The following is a 16,666-nucleotide window of genomic DNA, read 5'->3' on the forward strand; positions in this document are numbered from 1 at the left end:
CGGTACGCCGCCCAGTCACACCGCGCGCTGAGCACGAATGGCAGAGATTCGTCCTCATGATCGCAGCCCGGGCCCTGGTGATTCATTGACTGCCCGTACTAATCGGCGCGAAACTTGTCTTTGTGCTGTCTCAATGTCCCGGCGTACGGTGAGTCGACCAGACGGAGGTGCGGCGATGGAGCTGCGACAGCTGCGGTACTTCGCAGCCGTGGCCGAGACGTGCCACTTCGGCCGCGCGGCCGAGCGGTTGCACATGGCGCAGCCCGCACTGTCGCAAGCGATTCGCCAGTTGGAGGCGGAGTTGGGTGTCTCACTGTTCGCACGCACGACGCGGCAGGTGTCGATGACGCCGGCCGGGGAGTTTCTGCTCGCGGAGACGCGGCGGATCCTCGGTTCGGTCGACGAAAGCGTGCGCGGGGTGCGGCGCATCGCCGATGGCCGACTGGGGCTCGTACGGATCGGGTTCACCGGCACGGCGGCGTTCTCACATCTCCCCGGCATCGCGCGCACGGTGCAGCGGGAACTGCCGGGCGTGGCCCTGGGGGTCCACGCGGATCTGCTCACCCCGGAGCAGTGCGAGAGGCTGCGCGATGGCCGCCTCGATCTCGGTGTGCTGCGGCCGCCTGCCCGCGGCGATGGTATCGAGCTGAGCACGATCGAGGTGGAACCGCTGATCCTCGCCGTGCCCGCCAATCACCGGCTCGCCACGGCGACCTCCGTATCCATGGCGGACCTGCGGGACGAGGACGTCATAGGCTACGCCAGCAGGGATTCGGTGGTCAACGACGCGGTCCTGCGTGCTTGCCAGGCGGCCGGGTTCACCCCCCGCCGCGCGCAGGAGGCAGCCGGGACGGCGGTGCTGCTGGCGCTCGTCGCGGGCGGGCTGGGCGTCGCGGTGCTCCCGGCGTCCGCGCAGGCGCTGCCGCTGGCCGGGGTGGTGTTCCGCGACCTGCCCGGCGCCGGGCAGGTCGAGCTGGCGCTCGCATGGCGTCGGGGTGACGAATCGCCGCTTGTCCAGGCCGTGCGCGACGTTCTCGAGGCCGGCTCATGAAGATCACCAGGGTCGAGGCGATCCCGTTCGCCATCCCGTACCGCAAGCCACTGCGGTTCGCCTCGGGCGAAGTGCACACCGCTGAGCACGTATTGGTGCGGGTGCACACCGATGACGGTGTAACGGGTGTGGCGGAGGCACCGCCACGGCCGTTCACCTACGGCGAGACGCAGGCCGGGATCATGGCGGTGATCGAGCAGATCTTCGCGCCCCAGCTGCTCGGGCTCAGCCTCACCGACCGGGAGGTGGTGGCGGCCAGGCTGGGCCGGACCGTCGGCAATCCGGCCGCGAAGGCCGCGGTGGACATGGCGGTCTGGGACGCGCTGGGCCGCACGCTGGACATGCGAGTGACCGAATTGCTGGGCGGTTACACCGACCGCATGCGCGTGTCGCACATGCTCGGCTTCGATGAGCCCGCGGCGATGGTCGCCGAGGCGGAGCGGATCCGCGACGAGTACGGCATCACCACGTTCAAGGTGAAGGTCGGCCGCCATCCGGTCGAGCTCGATGTCGCCGTCGTCCGGGCCCTGCGGGAGGCACTGGGCGCCGAGGTGGAGCTCTACATCGATGGCAACCGCGGCTGGACCCCAACCGAATCGGCCGCGGCGATGAAACAGATGGCCGACCTTGGCTTGCTGTTCGCGGAGGAGCTGTGCCCGGCCGACGACGTACTGGGCCGGCGCTGGCTGGTGTCGCAGCTGGACGTGGCGTTCATCGCCGACGAGTCCGTGGTCACCCCGGCCGACGTCACGCGCGAGATCCTCGGTGGCTCGGCGACCGCGATCAGCATCAAGGTCGCCCGCACCGGTTTCACCGGTTCGCAGCGCATGCACCATCTCGCCGAGGGACTCGGCCTGGAGATCGTGATGGGCAACCAGATCGACGGTCAGCTGGGGACACTGTGCACTGTCGCATTTGGATCGTCCTATCGGCTTACCGCGCGCCGGGCGGGGGAGCTGTCGAACTTCCTCGACATGAGCGACGACCTGCTTACCGAACCACTGACCATCCACGGCGGGGAGCTGGCCATCCGCCCCGGCCCCGGTGTGGGCGCCGAGGTGGATCCGGACAAGCTCGAGCACTACCGTCAGGACCGCTGAACACGGAATCAAGGAGGATCCCGATGACAGCCACCAATCACGTGCCGACCGCTGCCGACTCCGGCGCCAGCGCCACCGAGCGCTTCAAGGCCGACAAGCCCACGGGCGTAGCGAACACGCCCAAGGAGCGGGTCGATCTGCTGGCCCGCGAGATGCTCGATGCCATGCACGCCACGATCCGGCGGCACAACGTCACCTACGACGAGTTCAATGCGCTTAAGGCATGGCTGATCGGCGTCGGCGAGGCCGGGGAATGGCCCCTGTTCCTGGATGTGTGGGTCGAGCATGTCGTCGAACAGGTCGCCACCGAACACCGACAGGGCAACAAGGGCACCATCGAGGGGCCGTACTACGTGCCCGGCGCTCCCGAGCAGGGAGACCGCGGCGTAGTGCCCATGCGTGAGAACGAACCCGGCACTCTGCTCACCTGGACCGGGCGGGTCACCTCGGTGGACGGCCGGGCGCTCGCGGGAGCGCAGGTCGAACTGTGGCATGCAGACGCCGACGGGCTCTACTCGCAGTTCGCGCCTGGCATTCCGGAATGGAACCTGCGCGGCACGTTCACCGCCGGCGCCGACGGCCGGTTCGAGATCCGCACCATCCGCCCCGCGCCGTACCAGATCCCGACCGACGGGCCGTGCGGCAAGCTCATCGCCGCCGCCGGCTGGCACGCGTGGCGCCCCGCGCACCTGCACGTCAAGGTGTCCGCGCCCGGGCACGAGCTGCTGACGGCGCAGCTGTACTTCCCCGGCGATGAGCACAACGAGGACGACATCGCCTCCGCGGTCAAGCCGGAGCTCATGCTCGCTCCCGAGCCGGCCGGGGACGGCGAAATCGTCGGCTACGATTTCGTCCTCGATCCCGTCCCCGCCTGACTGCCATGCTGTTCCACGTACGGATGGACGTGCACATCCCGCACGACATCGATGCCGCGACGCGCGCGGACCTGATCGCGCGCGAGAAGGCCTACAGCCAGCAGCTCCAGCGTGCGGGGAAATGGCCGCACCTGTGGCGCATTGCCGGCGAGTACGCCAACTTCTCCGTTTTCGACGTCGACTCCGTCGACGAGTTGCACGAGCTGCTGTCCGGGCTGCCACTGTTCCCGTATCTCACCGTGAAGGTCACGCCGTTGGCCACGCATCCATCGAAAATCGTGGCTGAGTAAAGAAATCCGTATCGCCCGCAGGCGAAGCCGCGGTGCATGCGGCGGCCCCGCCTGTCCATGGTGGACCGTCTAGGGGAAGCCTGGACAGTGCGGTGGATGACGTCCAAGAAATCTCTCGGCGAGAATTGGCCGGCCTGTTGACCTGCCGTTTCCCCGCACCTGACGTCCGGCGACATCGCGATCGTGCAGGTTCGGAAGTCCCTGCTCGACACGCTGACCGCCGTTGCGAACGAGGAGCCGGCACCGGGTACGAAACCCGTTTCCCAGGAAGGAATCTTGTTCGAAGCGCTCACCGCCGAGCCGGACGCGTCGATGCGGGACCTGGTCGCACGATGACCACCACCCCTGCCCCTTCTGCGCACGAACTTGCGCTGCTTGCCGGACGCCTCGAAAAGCTCGAGGCGGAGTCGGAGATCCGTCGGCTCGTCAGCACCTATCACTGGGTCAACGACGCCGGATCCGCGTCCGGTGCCATGCCCGCATGGGCGGACCTGACGGTCCCGGCAGCCGGCGGAACCAGCTCCGCGGTGCTGCACGAGCTGGAGGCGGCCGGTGGGGCGGCTTGGTCGGGGTGGGGGCTGTCGGCGGCATGGCCGGGCTCTCCTGGCATCGCCACCGATGATGGCACTCCCCGTCCCGAGTACAACATGCCGCGCATGATGCACCTGTTCACCAACGATTGGATCGAAGTGGACGGTGACACCGCCCGCGGTCGTTGGTACTGCTGGGAACGCGCGATAGTCCACATCGGATCAAAGCTGCGAGCGGTGCTGATCGCCGGTCGCGGGATTACGCTGACCGTTCCCCCCGACCGGTCCGTGCTCGACGTGGTCTCCGATGTCGCCCCCACTGTGATGTCCTCGTGTGCCGAGGGCTATTGCGGCACCTGCGAAACCCGGGTGCTGGAAGGAATCCCGGATCACCGCGACTCCCTGCTGTCCGAAAGCGACAGGGCGAGCAACGAAACGATGCTGATCTGCGTGAGCAGATCACGCTCGGCGAAAACTGGTTCTCGACCTCTGACAGGCGTCCACATCAGCGCGGAACCATGTCAGGCTCCCTCGCGTCGGTTCCGCCCCAGCGACGCACGGCGGCGGTGTCCGCGTGGGTCACCGCCGCGCGAGCGGGACGATCTGGCCGCGGCGCTCCAGCTTCTGCCACGGCAGCCGTGCCCCGGCCAGTGCGGTGATCACCGACTGCACCACGATCAGGTACATCAGCTGCCGGTACACGATCTGCTGCAGCGGGAGCACCAGCAGCGGGCGCAGCGACTCGGCGTCCAGCCGGAACGCGATCACACCCGGCACCGCCTGCAGCGCCAGGAACCCCAGCCAGGTCAGGGCGACGTTGCCGGCGTCCTCGGTGAACAGCGCGAAGCACGCGGTCACGTCGACCACCGGGGCGATCACCTGCAGCAACACCTGGAAAATGAGCAGGTAGGGCAGGCCGCGCCGACCGAGCCGCCCGGCCGGGCCGCGCTCGATGACGGCCCGCCGGTGCTTCCAGATGGCCTGCAACGTCCCGTAACACCACCGGTAGCGCTGCTTCCACAGCTGGCCGTAGGTGGCCGGCGCCTCGGTCCAGGAGATCGCGTGCTCCTCGTAGACCACGCGCCACCCGTCGCGCTCCAGGGCCATGGTCAGGTCGGTGTCCTCGGCCAGGGTGTCGTCGCTGACGCCGCCGATATCCAGGATCGCCGAGCGGCGGAAGGCGCCGAGCGCGCCGGGCACCGTAGGCGTGCAGTGCAGCACGTCGTAGACGCGGCGGTCCAGGTTGAACCCGATCACGTACTCGATGTGCTGCCAGCGGCCGAGCAGGCTGCGGCGGTTGCCGACCTTGACGTTGCCGGACACCGCGCCGATGTCGGGGTTGGTGAAATGCGCGACCATTCGCCCCACCGCGTCGGGTTCGAGGACGGTGTCCCCGTCCACCATGACCACCAGTTCGGAGTTCGCCGCCGCCAGCCCGGTGTTGAGCGCCGCGGACTTGCCCGCGTTCTCCTGCCGGATCAACCGGATGCGCGGGAACCGCTCCTGCAACTGCTGGACCACCTCGACGGTCCGGTCCGTGGAGCCGTCGTCGATCACGATCACCTCCACCGGGTGATCGCTTGCGAGGATCGACCGAACCGTGTTAGCGATGCCGGCTTCTTCGTTGTAGGCCGGGACGATCACGCCGACGCGCTGGCTGATCTGCCACGGCGGTTCCCACCGGCGGGATCGCCGCACGTGGATCGGCACGATCAGCAGCATGACGACTGCGCGCAGCGCGGCCAGCCCGGTCGCCACCCAGAGCAGCGCGCGCAGCGAGTCCGCCAGCCAGCGGGAGACCTGGATGGCGACGACCAGCATCGTGCCCGCGATCCGGTCGACGAACTGGGCCTGGTTCGCCGTGCCGGACAGCTGGAAGGTGCCGCCGACGGAGTCGACCTGCCACCCGGTGCGCTGCAGGTCGGGCAGCAGGCGGTCCAGCGCCTCGACGGTGCCCGGGCCCGCGGTGTCGCGCATCAGCAGCACCGCGCCGCGGTCGTCGCGGGGCGTCGAGTTCGCCAGCACGGCCGCCGTGTCGGGTTGCAGCCAGTCCTGTGAGTCCAGGTCGGCCAGCACCACCTGGCGCCCGTGGTTCCCGATGCGCAGGAACGCCTTCCACGCCTCGTAGTCCAGCGATCCGGTGGTCGTGTACGGCGGTTGGACGAGGTTCGTGGTGATCCCGGCGGCTCCGGCCAGGACCAGGTCGGTGGCCTGCAGCTCCAGCTGCACCCGCAGGTCACCGGCCTGCCGCAGGTCGGTGCGGGTGAGGGTGCGGTTGCCGATCTCGTGCCCGGCGTCGAGGATCCGGCGGATCAGCGCCGGGTTCTCGGCGGCCTGCGCGCCGGTCACGAAGAACGTGGCGTGCACCTGGTGCCTGGCCAGCACGTCCAGCACTTCCGGTGTCCACTGTGGATCCGGTCCGTCCACGAAGGTCAGCGCCAGGTGGCGGGTGCGGGGGTGCCGGACCACCGGTTCGCGCGGATCGATCACGGAACCGCCGGCGAAGGCGGATTCGGGGACGAACTGCCTGCTCCCGCTCGGCGTGGCCGCCGTGCCCGCGCGGTTGAGCAGGACGTCCAGGCCGAGCAGGCTGCACAGCACGAGCAGCACAAGGCCCAGCAGCAGCCAGTGCGATCGGGGGGTTCGGGGGATTCGGGAGCGACGTGGCAAAAGCGCTTCCTGCCTCAGGGGTTGGTGCCTGCGGTGCTCGGCAGCGGCGGGGCGGGTTCGCGGGAGTTGAGCATCGCCGCGGCGAGGAACAGCCCCAGGCAGACGAGCACCAGGCTTGTCAACAGCACGAACCGGCGGAAAACGCGGCGCCGGCGACCGCTGCCGTCGACGAAGACCGGGTCCGCGGGGTGGTGCACCCGGCGCACGCGCCGGTCCGGCAGCAGGTCGAGGGTCGTTTCGCCGTGATGTCTCCGATGTTCGGAATGTCCGGTGTGGACGACCACCGTTCCGGCGGTGCCGCGGCGTCGGTGCCTGGCGTGGACTTCTTTCGAGCCGCTACGAGGTCGTTGGCGGTCTCGCCGGGACATCACTACTCCGGTTGTCGGGGTCTCGGTCACTCGAATGGGTAAGTCGGGGCACAGTACGATAACGTTACGATCACTCAGAACCAAGGGCACGCTGTTGTCGGGGTGCGTGCGAGTGACCTGAACGCATGGAGTGAACACAGGCAGTGAGGACTTTCCTGCGGCGCACCACTCGACTGCTGTCGCTGGCCCTGGCGGGCTTGGTCGTGCTCGTCGCTGTTTCGACGCTGTACCTGGACGTTTCGTTGGGCCGGGTGCCCGCGTTCACCGACTATGTGGGACGCGTCATGTCGGCGCGGGGCACGAACTGGCTGCTGGTCGGTTCGGACAGTCGCGAAGGACTCTCCGAGCAGCAGGAACAGGAATTGGTCACCGGCGGCACCGCCGATGCGGGCGGATCGCGCACGGACACGGTGATGCTGCTGCACATCCCGGCCGGTCCCGGCGCACCGACGCTGGTCAGCCTGCCGCGCGATTCGCTGGTGCCGATCGAGGGCCACCCCCCGAACAAGCTCAACGCGGCTTACTCCTACGGCGGTCCGACGTTGCTGTCCCGGACCGTGGAGTAAGCCACCGGGCTGCGCATCGACCACTACCTGGAGATCGGGCTGGGCGGCTTCGCCGGAGTGGTGGACGCGGTCGGCGGCGTGCGGATGTGCCTGCCGCAGGCGATCCACGACCCGAAGATCGACCTCACCCTGGCGGCCGGCTGCCAGCAGCTGACCGGCGCGCAGGCGCTCGGTTTCGTGCGCACCCGGGCCTTCGCGCGGGGCGACCTGGAACGCGCCGAGCACCAGCGGGAATTCCTCACGGAGTTGGTGCGCAAGGCCACCAGTCGGGAGGTGCTGTTCAACCCGCTGCGCTCGGTGCCCATGACCTGGCGGCTCGCCGCGACCGTGACGGTCGCCGACCACGACCACCTGGACGACCTCGGGCAGCTCGGCTACCAGGCGGGAACCGTGGGGGAGGAGCTGGTCACGGCGACGGTGCCGACCAGCGGTGGGATGGACATGCCCGGCGTCGGCGCGGTCCTGTTCTGGGACAAGGAGAAGGCGGGGGAGCTGTTCGACTCGCTGCGGCGGGACCGGCCGGTGCCTCCCGAAGCGCTCACCGCCGCCCGGTGAGCCCTCAGGCCGTTTAAACCCGAGGGGAGACTCCCTCGGGCCACCCGGCCCTGCTCAGGCCCCGGCGGGGCCTGAGTTCGCCGCTTCGATGCGTTCAGACTTCACGATGAGCCGCCACGCGCTCATCGCAGCCAGGGTGTACGCACTGGCGACGAGAGCGAAAGAGGCTTGCGGGCCTCGGGTCCAGTCATGAGCTGCGGCTAGGACAACGCTGACGGCTGCGATGCCGACCAGCGAGCCGATCTGGCGATTGGCGTTCAGCACCGAACCTGCGACGTTGGCGTGTTCTGGGCCCGCGGCGTCCACCAGGGCCGCCGTCATCGCCGGGGAGATGATGCCCGCACCGACGTTGGCCATCCCGACAGCAAGGGCCAGCACCCAGTAGGGCGTCGCCGGGGAAACCGTGATCATGGTCAGCGACGAAACGCCCGCCAGCAGCAGGAACGCCGTCAGCAGCAGGCCATTGCTGAAAATCGCGGAAATCCGCGAGAAAACGATGTTGGAGACGGGGAAGAAGATCGTCATGGGCAGCAGTAGCAGGCCGGCCTGGAGGGGGCTGGCCCCGCGCGCATGCTGAAGGTAGAGCCCGACCATGAACATGCTGCCGAAAAGCGCGAAGTTGAACAGGAAGCCGACGATGTTGGCACCGGAAAATCCGGGGTTCTGGAACACCCTCCACGGCATGACGTGCTCTTCGGCACGGCGCTCCCGGACCACCAGGAGCCCGGCGACGAGCACAGTCACCACGGCCGCCGTGAGGACTGCTGAGGATGTCCAGCCGAGTTGGGGTCCCTCGATGAGCGCAAAGCTCAGCGCGGTGAGCATGATGACGAACAAGGCATGGCCTGACGCGGCCAGTTTCGTCGAACCGCCACCGACCGGTTTGATGTAGCGGGCGGTCATGATCATGCCGATGGCCCCGATCGGCAGGTTGAGCAGGAAGATGCTTCGCCATCCGAACGCACTGACCATGAGACCGCCGATCGTCGGCCCGAAGCCGGATGCGGTCGCCACGATCGCGGACCACAGGCCCAGCATTCTGGTGCGTTTCCGCTTGTCCGGGAAGGAATGGACCAGCAGGGACAGGGAACTGGGCATGAACAGCGCGGCCCCCGCTCCCTGTGCGAAGCGGGCGGCGATCAGCACCTCGGCCGTGGGGGCGAGCGCGCAAGCCAACGAGGCGATGGAGAACACTGCCATGCCCCACTGGTAAACGACTTTCGCCCCGACGCGGTTGGCGAGCCCGCCAGCGAGGAGCAACAGCGATGCGAGTGTCAGGACGTATCCGTCGACTACCCAGGTGAGCTGGGCGAGGGTGGTCTCGAGTTGCTGCTGGATCGCCGCACCCGCGACGTTGACGACCGTGATGTCGAGTGTCGCCATCACGAAGCCGGTGGCGAGGGAAGTGATTTTCACCCCAGCCGATGAGTCCCGCCCTTCAGGGGCAGTACCGGCAGCGGGGGCTGCCGCGCCGGTTTTGGCAGTGCTCATGCTGACTCCTGTCGAATCGTTGCCCTGGATTTCGCGGCGTCGGGAGGGAATCCGCGAGGCGCGTCCGAGGTTCGCGTCGGTCTCCGGCGTACTTCCTGTGGTAACTCTGCGTGGCTGTCATCCCGCGGCCCGAACGACGGTGAAACGGCGCAACGCGGAACCGTTTTCCGTTGCGCACGCAACATGTTCTGTCTCCCGAGGCATGCCTGAACCGGTCCGCGGGCGGTTGCCTGCGGACCGCTTCTGGTTCACCGGAACGTTACTTACTGTGCCGAAGGTGGTATGGACGGTGTCCGGATTGCCGGTCTATATTCGAGCCCAGTTGCGAGCAAGTACTCGTATTTTAGCGCTCGAACTGGCCGGGGGCGCCACGCTCCGGCAGAAACCGGAGTCCGACTTGTTCCACGCACTCGCCCGCCTGATCTCGCGGCAGCCGAGGATGCTCCTGCTGGTCGCGCTCGCCTTCGTCGTCGGTTCCGTGGTGCTCGGCGGCGGTGTCGCTGACCGGCTGCTGGCCGGTCAGGGCACCGAGAACCCCGCGTCCGACTCCAGCCGCGCCGACGACCTGCTGGAGGAGCACTTCCCGGAAAGCCGCCCGAACCTGCTGCTGCTGGTCTCCAGCGACCGCGGGGTCGATGACCAGAGGATCGCCGCGCAGGGCGTCCGGCTCGCCGAGCGCCTGGCCTACGAGCCGGGCGTCACCGGCGTGACCTCCTACTGGCAGACCGGCGCTGAGGACCTCAAGTCCGAGAACGGCCGCTACGCCCTGATCGCCGCGCACGTCGCCGGGACCGAGGACGAGGCCAGCCGGATGGGTGCCGAGTTGGCGCCCGAGTACACCGGCCGCCACGGCGACCTCGACGTCCGGGTCGGCGGCATGACCGCCGTGCTTTCCGACGTCGAGACCACCATCGCCGAGGACCTGGCCGCCTCGGAGCTGATCGCGCTTCCGCTGGTCCTGATCATCCTGGTGCTGGTGTTCGGCAGCGTGGTGGCCGCCTCGCTGCCGCTGATGGTCGGCATCATCGCGATCACCGGCACCAACGGCGTGCTGTGGCTGCTGGCCGGGGTCACGGACGTGTCGATGTTCGCCCAGAACATCACCACCATGCTGGGCCTGGGGCTGGCGATCGACTACGCGCTGCTGATGGTCCGGCGCTACCGCGACGAGCTCCGCCGCGGGCTCGACCCGCGCGCCGCCGTCGCCGCCACCCTGCGCACGGCAGGCCGGACCGTGCTGTTCTCCGCCGTGACGGTGTCCGTCGCGCTGTCGGCGATGCTGCTGTTCCCGCTGTACTTCCTGCGTTCACTGGCCTACGCGGGCATCTCCGTGGTGCTGCTGGCCGCAGTTGCGGCGCTGGTGGTCCTGCCCGCCTCTTTGGTGCTCCTCGGCCACCGGGTCAACGCGCTGGACGTGCGGCGCGCGGTGCGTCGCAGGCGGCGCGAAAGCAGGCGTTTCCCGGCGCTGATCGCGACCGTGATGCGCGGCGCGCCGGTGTTCGCGCTCGGCTCGGTGGTGATCCTGGTGGTGCTCGGGCTGCCGTTCCAGCGCGTCGAGTTCGGCATGGCCGACGACCGGCAGCTACCTGCCGACGCCGAGTCGCACATGGTGCAGCAGGTCCTCCGGGACCAGTTCGACAACAGCGTCACCGGCACCATCGACGTCGTCGCGCCGACCCCCGCCGGGGCCGAGCTCGCCGACTACGCGACTCGGCTGTCCACTGTGGCGGGCGTTGAAGAGGTACGGACGTCGATGGGGACCTTCGCCGGCGGCCGCCAGTCGAAGCGGCGGATCACCGTTGACGCCGTCCGCGACGAGGCGGGCCTGAACCACCTGCAGATCCTGCCCGACGACGGCATCGAGGACATCTCGCCGGAAAGCCAGGCCCTGGTGCGCCAGATCCGCGCGGTGCCCAGCCCGTTCCCGGGCACGCTGGTCTCCGGGCAGAGTGCGGCCGTGGTCGACACCCAGGAGGCGATCGGCGACCGGCTCGGCTGGGCGCTGGCGCTGATCGTGGTCAGCACGCTGGTCCTGGTGTTCCTGCTGACCGGCAGCGTGCTGGTTCCGGTGCAGGTGGTGGTGCTCAACGCGCTGAGCCTGACCGCGATGTTCGGCGCGGTGGTGTGGGTGTTCCAGGACGGCAACCTCAGCGACCTGATCGGCTTCACCCCGGTCGGTTTCATCGACACCTCGCTGCCGGTGCTGATGTTCTGCATGGCGTTCGGGCTGTCCATGGACTACGGCGTGTTCCTGCTCTCGCGGATCAAGGAGGAACACGACCGCACCGGCGACAACGAGACCGCGGTGGCCGCGGGCGTGCGCAACACCGGCGGCATCATCACCGCCGCCGCGGTCCTGCTCGCCGTGGTGCTGGTGGCCATCGGCACCTCGCGGGTAACCAATTCGATGATGCTCGGCTGGGGTGTCGCGCTGGCGGTCTTGGTCGACGCGACCGTGGTGCGCTGCCTGCTGGTGCCCGCGGTGATGAAGCTGTCCGGCAACGCGAACTGGTGGGCGCCCTCGTGGCTGTACCGGTTCCAGCAGCGCTACGGGCTGCGAGAGGGCGAAAGCACGCCCGCCGCAACGGTAACCGAAAAGACCACTGTAGACACCCTCGCGCCGAACTGATGAAAGAGACTCAAGTGTCCAAGCGTCGAGTGAGTTCCGTCGTCATCCTGCTGATCGCCGTGGCCGTGCTGGTCGGAGTGCCCGCGCTGGTGGTCGGCGGCAGCGGGGACGGCGCGGGCGCGGCCGATCAGCATGCCGTGCGCGTGGACCGGCTCAACGAGGAGACCAGCGCGCGGCTGGCCGGGGCGGGCATCGTCGACGTCCCGGTGCAGTTCACCGTGCAGAACATCAACCGTTCGAAGGCCGCCTGCTACACCGACGGCCAGACCTACGTCGTGCGCGGGCACCTGACCACCCCGCGAAACCTGCTGGCGCAGCCGGACAAGGAGGTGACGCTCTACCAGCACGGCATCGGCACCGGCGAGTGGTACTGGCGGATGCCGATCCGCGGCTACCACCAGGCAGAGGAGATGGCCCGCCGCGGCCACGCGTCGCTGACCATCGACCGCATCGGCTACGACAGCAGCGACAAGCCAAACGGGCTGCGGACCTGTCTCGGCGGTCAGGCCGACATGACGCACCAGATCGTCGAGCAGCTCCGCGCGGGCGGCTACCGCGTCGACGGGCTGCCCGCGCCGGCCCCGGCGTTCGGCAGGGTACTGCTGGCCGGGCACCACAACGGCGCGCAGATCAGCCAGATCGAGGCGTACTCCTTCGGCGACGTCGACGGCCTGGTGCTGATGGGCTGGGCTGACCGGGGTCTGACCGACGACGCCGACGCCACGTTCTTCGGCGCGTTCTCCTCCTGCATGCAGGGCGGGGGCGGACCGGCGGAGAAGGCCGACGATCCGCCCGGCTACGTCTACTTCGACCTGGGCCGCACCCGGTTCGCCGAGAACAACCTCCGCGACGTGCGGCCGGAGGTGGCCGGCGCGGTCACCCAGCAGCAGAACCGCACTCCCTGCGCCGAACTGGCCTCGCAGCTGGAGGCCGTCGTGGTCGACCTCCAGCACCTGAACGAGATCACCGTGCCGGTGCTGATGGTCCAGGGCGAGCAGGACTCCCGGATCACCGGCGGTGAGCAGAACCTCGCACCGTTCACCGGCACCACCGACAAGCAGCTGCTGACCGTGCCCGGCGCCGGCCACTTCATGGGGCTGGGGGAGCGGGCGCAGGTGCTCCACGACGGCATGGCGTCGTGGCTGGACCGGCACTGAGAAAGGAAACCGAGCATGTTCGTCAAACGCTTCGTCGCGGCGCTGGCGGTGGCGCTGGTCGCCGTCGGGCTGCCGGTCCTGGCCCCGCCGGAAGCCAGTGCGCAGGCCATTGTGGACTTTCCGGTCTCCTTCCAGGTCCAGAACGTCAACCGCACCACCAGCCAGTGCACCGCCGACGGTCACACCTACACCATCCGCGGCCACCTGACCGCGCCGGCGTCGGTGCTCTCGCGGCCGAATCCGGCGGTCACGCTCTACGTGCATGGCACCAACACCGGTGAGTGGATCTGGCGGCTCGACAGCCCCGGCCACGACTACGTGCGGACGCTGGCGGAGAAGGGCCACGCGTCGGTGACCATCGACCGCCTCGGCTATGGCTCCAGCCCCATCCCCAACGGGTTCGCCACCTGCAGCGGGGCACACGCCGACATCGCCGACCAGATCGTGCGGCAGCTGCGCGCGGGCACCTACACCATCGACGGCGCCGCACCGGCCCGTTTCACCCGCGTGTTCATGGCGGGCCACTCCAGTGGCGCGCTGGTCGCCGAGACCGCAGCGTTCTCCTTCGGCAACGTCGACGGGATCGTGCTGACCGGCTGGGCCGCGATCGGCTTGACCGAGGACACCATGCGGCGGTTCTTCTCCGCCTACGACCGGTGCCTGGAAGGCGGAGAAGCCGGCTACCCGCCTGGTTTCGTCCACTTCGACGGCAGCCTGGACGGCTTCCTGGCCGGCGGTCTCGGACCGGACGCCGAACCGCGCGTCAGGGAGGCGATCACTCCGCTATACCCGGCCAACCCGTGCGGGGTGATGGTGTCCGAACCGGTGGGCATCATGTCCGACCTGACCCGCATCGGCGAGATCAAGGTCCCGGTGCACCTGATCTTCGGTGCGAAGGATGTCCTGCGCCAGGGCGTCGAAAGCTACCCCGGCCTGTTCACCAGCAGCGACGACGTCACGGCTACGACGGTGCCCGATGCCGGGCACTTCGTGACCCTGGACGTCAACTCGTCGGTGGTCACCGACGGGATCGCGGACTGGCTCGATCGCCACCAGTAAACCCAGGAAGGAAGTGGCACGTGTCCACATCGCCACCCCAGGACCAAGACCAGGATCCGGGCTCCGGGACCACCCGCCCCCCGGCGCTGCGCAGGCTGGGGCGGTACATCGCACACCGGCCGCGCGTTATCGCGCTGGTCGGTGTCGTGCTGTTCATCATTTCGCTGGTGATCGGCTCCGGTGCGCTGAACCGGCTCATGCTGAGCCGGTTCGAAAGCCCCGGCTCGCAGTCGCTACAGGTCGCAGAGCAGCTGCAGCAGCAGTTCGACACGGGCAAACCGCAGTTCATGCTGCTGGTCACCGCCAAGCAGGGAACCGTGGACGATCCGCAACCAGCCGCGGCGGGCCGCGCGCTGGAGCAGGAGCTGGCCAACCACGTCGGGGTGCTCGACGTCTCGTCGTACTGGTCCCGGGGCGGTTCGCCCGCGCTGCGCAGCAACGACTCCCGGCAGGCGCTGATCATCGGCCGCTTGGAAGGCGATGTGACGCAGGCGCGCACCGAGCTGGGCCGCAGCATCTCGCCGGACTTCACCCGCGAGGACGCACTGGTCAGGGTGCAGGTCGGCGGCGCCGATGAGGTCTTCCGGCAGGCCGCTCAGCAGGCCAGGACCGACTTCTTCCGCGGTGAGCTGATCGCGCTGCCGATGGCGCTGATCCTGCTGTTCGCCATCTACCGCCGGTTCCGGGTCGCCGCGCTGACCCTCGGGATGGGTTTCTTCGCAGTGGTGGCGACGCTGGCGCTGCTGCGCGGGGTCACCTACGTCACCGAGGTCTCCACGTTCGCGGCGAACCTGACCCTCGTGATGGGGCTGGGCCTGGGAATCGACTACAGCCTGTTCATCATCAACCGGTACCGGGAGTCGCTGCGCGCGGGCCGTACCGTCCAGCAGTCGGTCGAGGACGCCGTGGCCACGGCGGGCAAGACGGTGGCCTTCAGCGGTGTGACGGTCGCCGTCTCGCTGGCGTGCCTGATGTTGTTCCCGTTCCCCTTCCTGCGTTCGTTCGCCTACTCCGGTGTCGGCGTGGTGGCGACGTCGGTGTTCGCGGCACTGGTGATCCTTCCCGCGGTGCTGGCGTTGCTGGGCCGCGCCGCCGACCGCCGCAAGCCCCCGCGCAACACCTCGGGCGGCGCCTGGCACACCATGGCGGTGCGCATGATGAAGCGCCCGCTGGTCTACGGCGTGCCCGCACTCGTCGTGGTGCTCGCACTCGGTTCGCCGGTGCTGGGCCTGCAGTTCGGCCTGCCCGACGACCGGATCCTGCCGCCGGAGACCTCCAGCCGGGTCACCCAGCAGTCCATCCGGGACAACTTCGGTCAGGAGGAGATGGATGCGATCCAGCTGCTGACCGACGACGTGCCGGGGACGGTGGCCAGCAGCGCCGAGATCGAGCGCTACGCCACCGCTCTGTCCAATGTGCCCGGTGTCGCGCAGGTGGATGCGCTCACTGGTTCCTACCGGCAGGGGCAGCAGATCCTGGAGCCCAACGAGAGCTCGCAGCGCTTCGCTGACGAACAGGGCACCTGGTTCTCCGCGGTGCCCACCAACGAGGTGCTGGCCGGCGGTGACGTCGCCACGCTGGTCTCGCAGCTGCGCTCGGCGATGTCCGGGGTCGACGTCGGTGTTGGCGGTTACCCGTCCGAGCTCAACGACTTCCGGACCGCGCTGGTCGAGCGGCTGCCGGTCGTACTGGTGCTCATCTTCGTCGTCACGTTCATCATCCTGTTTCTGATGACCGGCAGCGTGCTGCTGCCGGCGAAGGCTACCGTGCTCAACGTCCTGAGCATGTCGGTGATGTTCGGCGCGCTGGTCTGGGTGTTCCAGGACGGCAACCTCGCCGGACTGCTGGACTTCACCCCGACCGGACAGGTCGAGCCGACCTTCCCGATCCTGATGTTCTGCATCGCGTACGGGCTGTCCATGGACTACGAGGTGTTCATGATGTCCCGGATCAAGGAGGAGCACGACCGCACCGGCGACAACGTGCAGTCCGTGGCGGTGGGCATCGAGCGCAGCGGACCGCTGATCACCGCTGCCGCGGTGATCCTGGCGCTCGCCTTCGCCAGCTACGGCGTCTCCGGCGTGATGTACCTGAAGATGCTGGGCATCGGCATGGCACTGGTGATCCTGGTCGACGCCACGCTGATCCGGGCGGTGCTGGTCCCGGTGTTCATGCGCCTGGCGGGCAACGCGAACTGGTGGGCGCCCGCGCCGCTGCGCAAGCTGCACGAGCGGTTCGGCATCACCGAGCAGGAGACGTCGCGGTCCGAGCCGCGCGTCCCATCCGGCGCCGCGCACTGAGCCGGCGCAGACCCAATCGGAAAAA

General features: G+C 68.7%; 12 protein-coding genes and 2 pseudogenes. 11 read left to right on the forward strand and 3 right to left on the reverse strand.

The features are described 5' to 3' along the window. Nucleotides 1-175: 175 nt before the first annotated feature. The 6 genes and pseudogenes from FDZ84_RS25420 to FDZ84_RS41010 form a co-directional block, all read left to right on the forward strand. Nucleotides 176-1,051, forward strand: coding sequence for a LysR substrate-binding domain-containing protein (locus FDZ84_RS25420; protein ID WP_168587922.1), 876 nt, complete (start codon nucleotides 176-178; stop codon nucleotides 1,049-1,051). Then, nucleotides 1,048-2,151 (forward strand): mandelate racemase/muconate lactonizing enzyme family protein, encoded by a 1,104-nt coding sequence (locus tag FDZ84_RS25425; RefSeq protein ID WP_168587923.1) that lies wholly within the window; start codon nucleotides 1,048-1,050, stop codon nucleotides 2,149-2,151. Before FDZ84_RS25420 ends, FDZ84_RS25425 begins: the two co-directional genes overlap by 4 nt. 23 nt (nucleotides 2,152-2,174) lie before the next feature. Beyond that, on the forward strand, nucleotides 2,175-3,026 hold the full coding sequence (gene catA, locus FDZ84_RS25430) for a catechol 1,2-dioxygenase (protein ID WP_168587924.1): 852 nt from the start codon (nucleotides 2,175-2,177) through the stop codon (nucleotides 3,024-3,026). A 5-nt stretch (nucleotides 3,027-3,031) separates the two neighbouring features. Further along, complete coding sequence (gene catC, locus FDZ84_RS25435) at nucleotides 3,032-3,316, forward strand: muconolactone Delta-isomerase (RefSeq protein ID WP_168587925.1); 285 nt, start codon at nucleotides 3,032-3,034, stop codon at nucleotides 3,314-3,316. Nucleotides 3,317-3,499: 183 nt separating this feature from the next. After that, entirely contained in the window at nucleotides 3,500-3,652 is a 153-nt protein-coding gene (locus FDZ84_RS25440) for a hypothetical protein (RefSeq protein WP_168587926.1), read from the forward strand. Beyond that, nucleotides 3,649-4,245 (forward strand): annotated as a pseudogene (locus tag FDZ84_RS41010) (nuclear transport factor 2 family protein); the annotation flags it as partial. The gene FDZ84_RS25440 and the pseudogene FDZ84_RS41010, both read left to right, overlap by 4 nt. Before the next feature lie 180 nt (nucleotides 4,246-4,425). Here FDZ84_RS41010 and FDZ84_RS25455 read toward each other — a convergent pair. Both FDZ84_RS25455 and FDZ84_RS25460 read right to left on the reverse strand, forming a co-directional pair. After that, complete coding sequence (locus tag FDZ84_RS25455) at nucleotides 4,426-6,516, reverse strand: bifunctional polysaccharide deacetylase/glycosyltransferase family 2 protein (protein WP_168587927.1); 2,091 nt, start codon at nucleotides 6,514-6,516, stop codon at nucleotides 4,426-4,428. Nucleotides 6,517-6,530: 14 nt separating this feature from the next. Beyond that, entirely contained in the window at nucleotides 6,531-6,884 is a 354-nt protein-coding gene (locus FDZ84_RS25460) for a hypothetical protein (RefSeq protein WP_168587928.1), read from the reverse strand. 284 nt (nucleotides 6,885-7,168) lie between these two features. Between FDZ84_RS25460 and FDZ84_RS38020 the strand changes: the two are divergent. Continuing rightward, nucleotides 7,169-8,005: pseudogene (locus FDZ84_RS38020) on the forward strand (LCP family protein). Nucleotides 8,006-8,059: 54 nt separating this feature from the next. Here the strand turns inward: FDZ84_RS38020 and FDZ84_RS25470 are convergent. Then, the gene (locus tag FDZ84_RS25470; protein ID WP_168587929.1) at nucleotides 8,060-9,496 is read right to left on the reverse strand and encodes an MFS transporter; all 1,437 of its coding nucleotides are present in this window, start codon (nucleotides 9,494-9,496) and stop codon (nucleotides 8,060-8,062) included. A 289-nt stretch (nucleotides 9,497-9,785) separates the two neighbouring features. Between FDZ84_RS25470 and FDZ84_RS25475 the strand changes: the two genes are divergently transcribed. From FDZ84_RS25475 to FDZ84_RS25490, 4 genes are read left to right on the forward strand one after another with little or no spacing between them, the layout of a single operon-like run. Further along, complete coding sequence (locus FDZ84_RS25475; protein ID WP_210435106.1) at nucleotides 9,786-12,125, forward strand: MMPL family transporter; 2,340 nt, start codon at nucleotides 9,786-9,788, stop codon at nucleotides 12,123-12,125. Nucleotides 12,126-12,139: 14 nt separating this feature from the next. Further along, nucleotides 12,140-13,282, forward strand: a complete 1,143-nt coding sequence (locus tag FDZ84_RS25480; RefSeq protein ID WP_168587930.1) for an alpha/beta hydrolase — start codon at nucleotides 12,140-12,142, stop codon at nucleotides 13,280-13,282. 15 nt (nucleotides 13,283-13,297) lie between these two features. Beyond that, nucleotides 13,298-14,341, forward strand: a complete 1,044-nt coding sequence (locus FDZ84_RS25485; RefSeq protein WP_168587931.1) for an alpha/beta hydrolase — start codon at nucleotides 13,298-13,300, stop codon at nucleotides 14,339-14,341. A gap of 20 nt (nucleotides 14,342-14,361) precedes the next feature. Next, the gene (locus FDZ84_RS25490; RefSeq protein ID WP_246868413.1) at nucleotides 14,362-16,641 is read left to right on the forward strand and encodes an MMPL family transporter; all 2,280 of its coding nucleotides are present in this window, start codon (nucleotides 14,362-14,364) and stop codon (nucleotides 16,639-16,641) included. Nucleotides 16,642-16,666 lie beyond the last annotated feature (25 nt).

Source organism: Saccharopolyspora sp. ASAGF58 (genome assembly GCF_012277335.1).
In the GTDB taxonomy this organism is placed as follows: domain Bacteria; phylum Actinomycetota; class Actinomycetes; order Mycobacteriales; family Pseudonocardiaceae; genus Saccharopolyspora; species Saccharopolyspora hattusasensis.

Bases quoted from the DNA above. Each gene is read 5' to 3' on its own strand.
- FDZ84_RS25485 (WP_168587931.1), top strand. From the start codon at position 13,298: ATGTTCGTCAAACGCTTCGTCGCGGCGCTGGCGGTGGCGCTGGTCGCC.
- catC (WP_168587925.1), top strand. From the start codon at position 3,032: ATGCTGTTCCACGTACGGATGGACGTGCACATCCCGCACGACATCGAT.
- FDZ84_RS25420 (WP_168587922.1), top strand. From the start codon at position 176: ATGGAGCTGCGACAGCTGCGGTACTTCGCAGCCGTGGCCGAGACGTGC.
- FDZ84_RS25470 (WP_168587929.1), bottom strand. From the start codon at position 9,496: ATGAGCACTGCCAAAACCGGCGCGGCAGCCCCCGCTGCCGGTACTGCC.
- catA (WP_168587924.1), top strand. From the start codon at position 2,175: ATGACAGCCACCAATCACGTGCCGACCGCTGCCGACTCCGGCGCCAGC.
- FDZ84_RS25425 (WP_168587923.1), top strand. From the start codon at position 1,048: ATGAAGATCACCAGGGTCGAGGCGATCCCGTTCGCCATCCCGTACCGC.
- FDZ84_RS25460 (WP_168587928.1), bottom strand. From the start codon at position 6,884: ATGTCCCGGCGAGACCGCCAACGACCTCGTAGCGGCTCGAAAGAAGTC.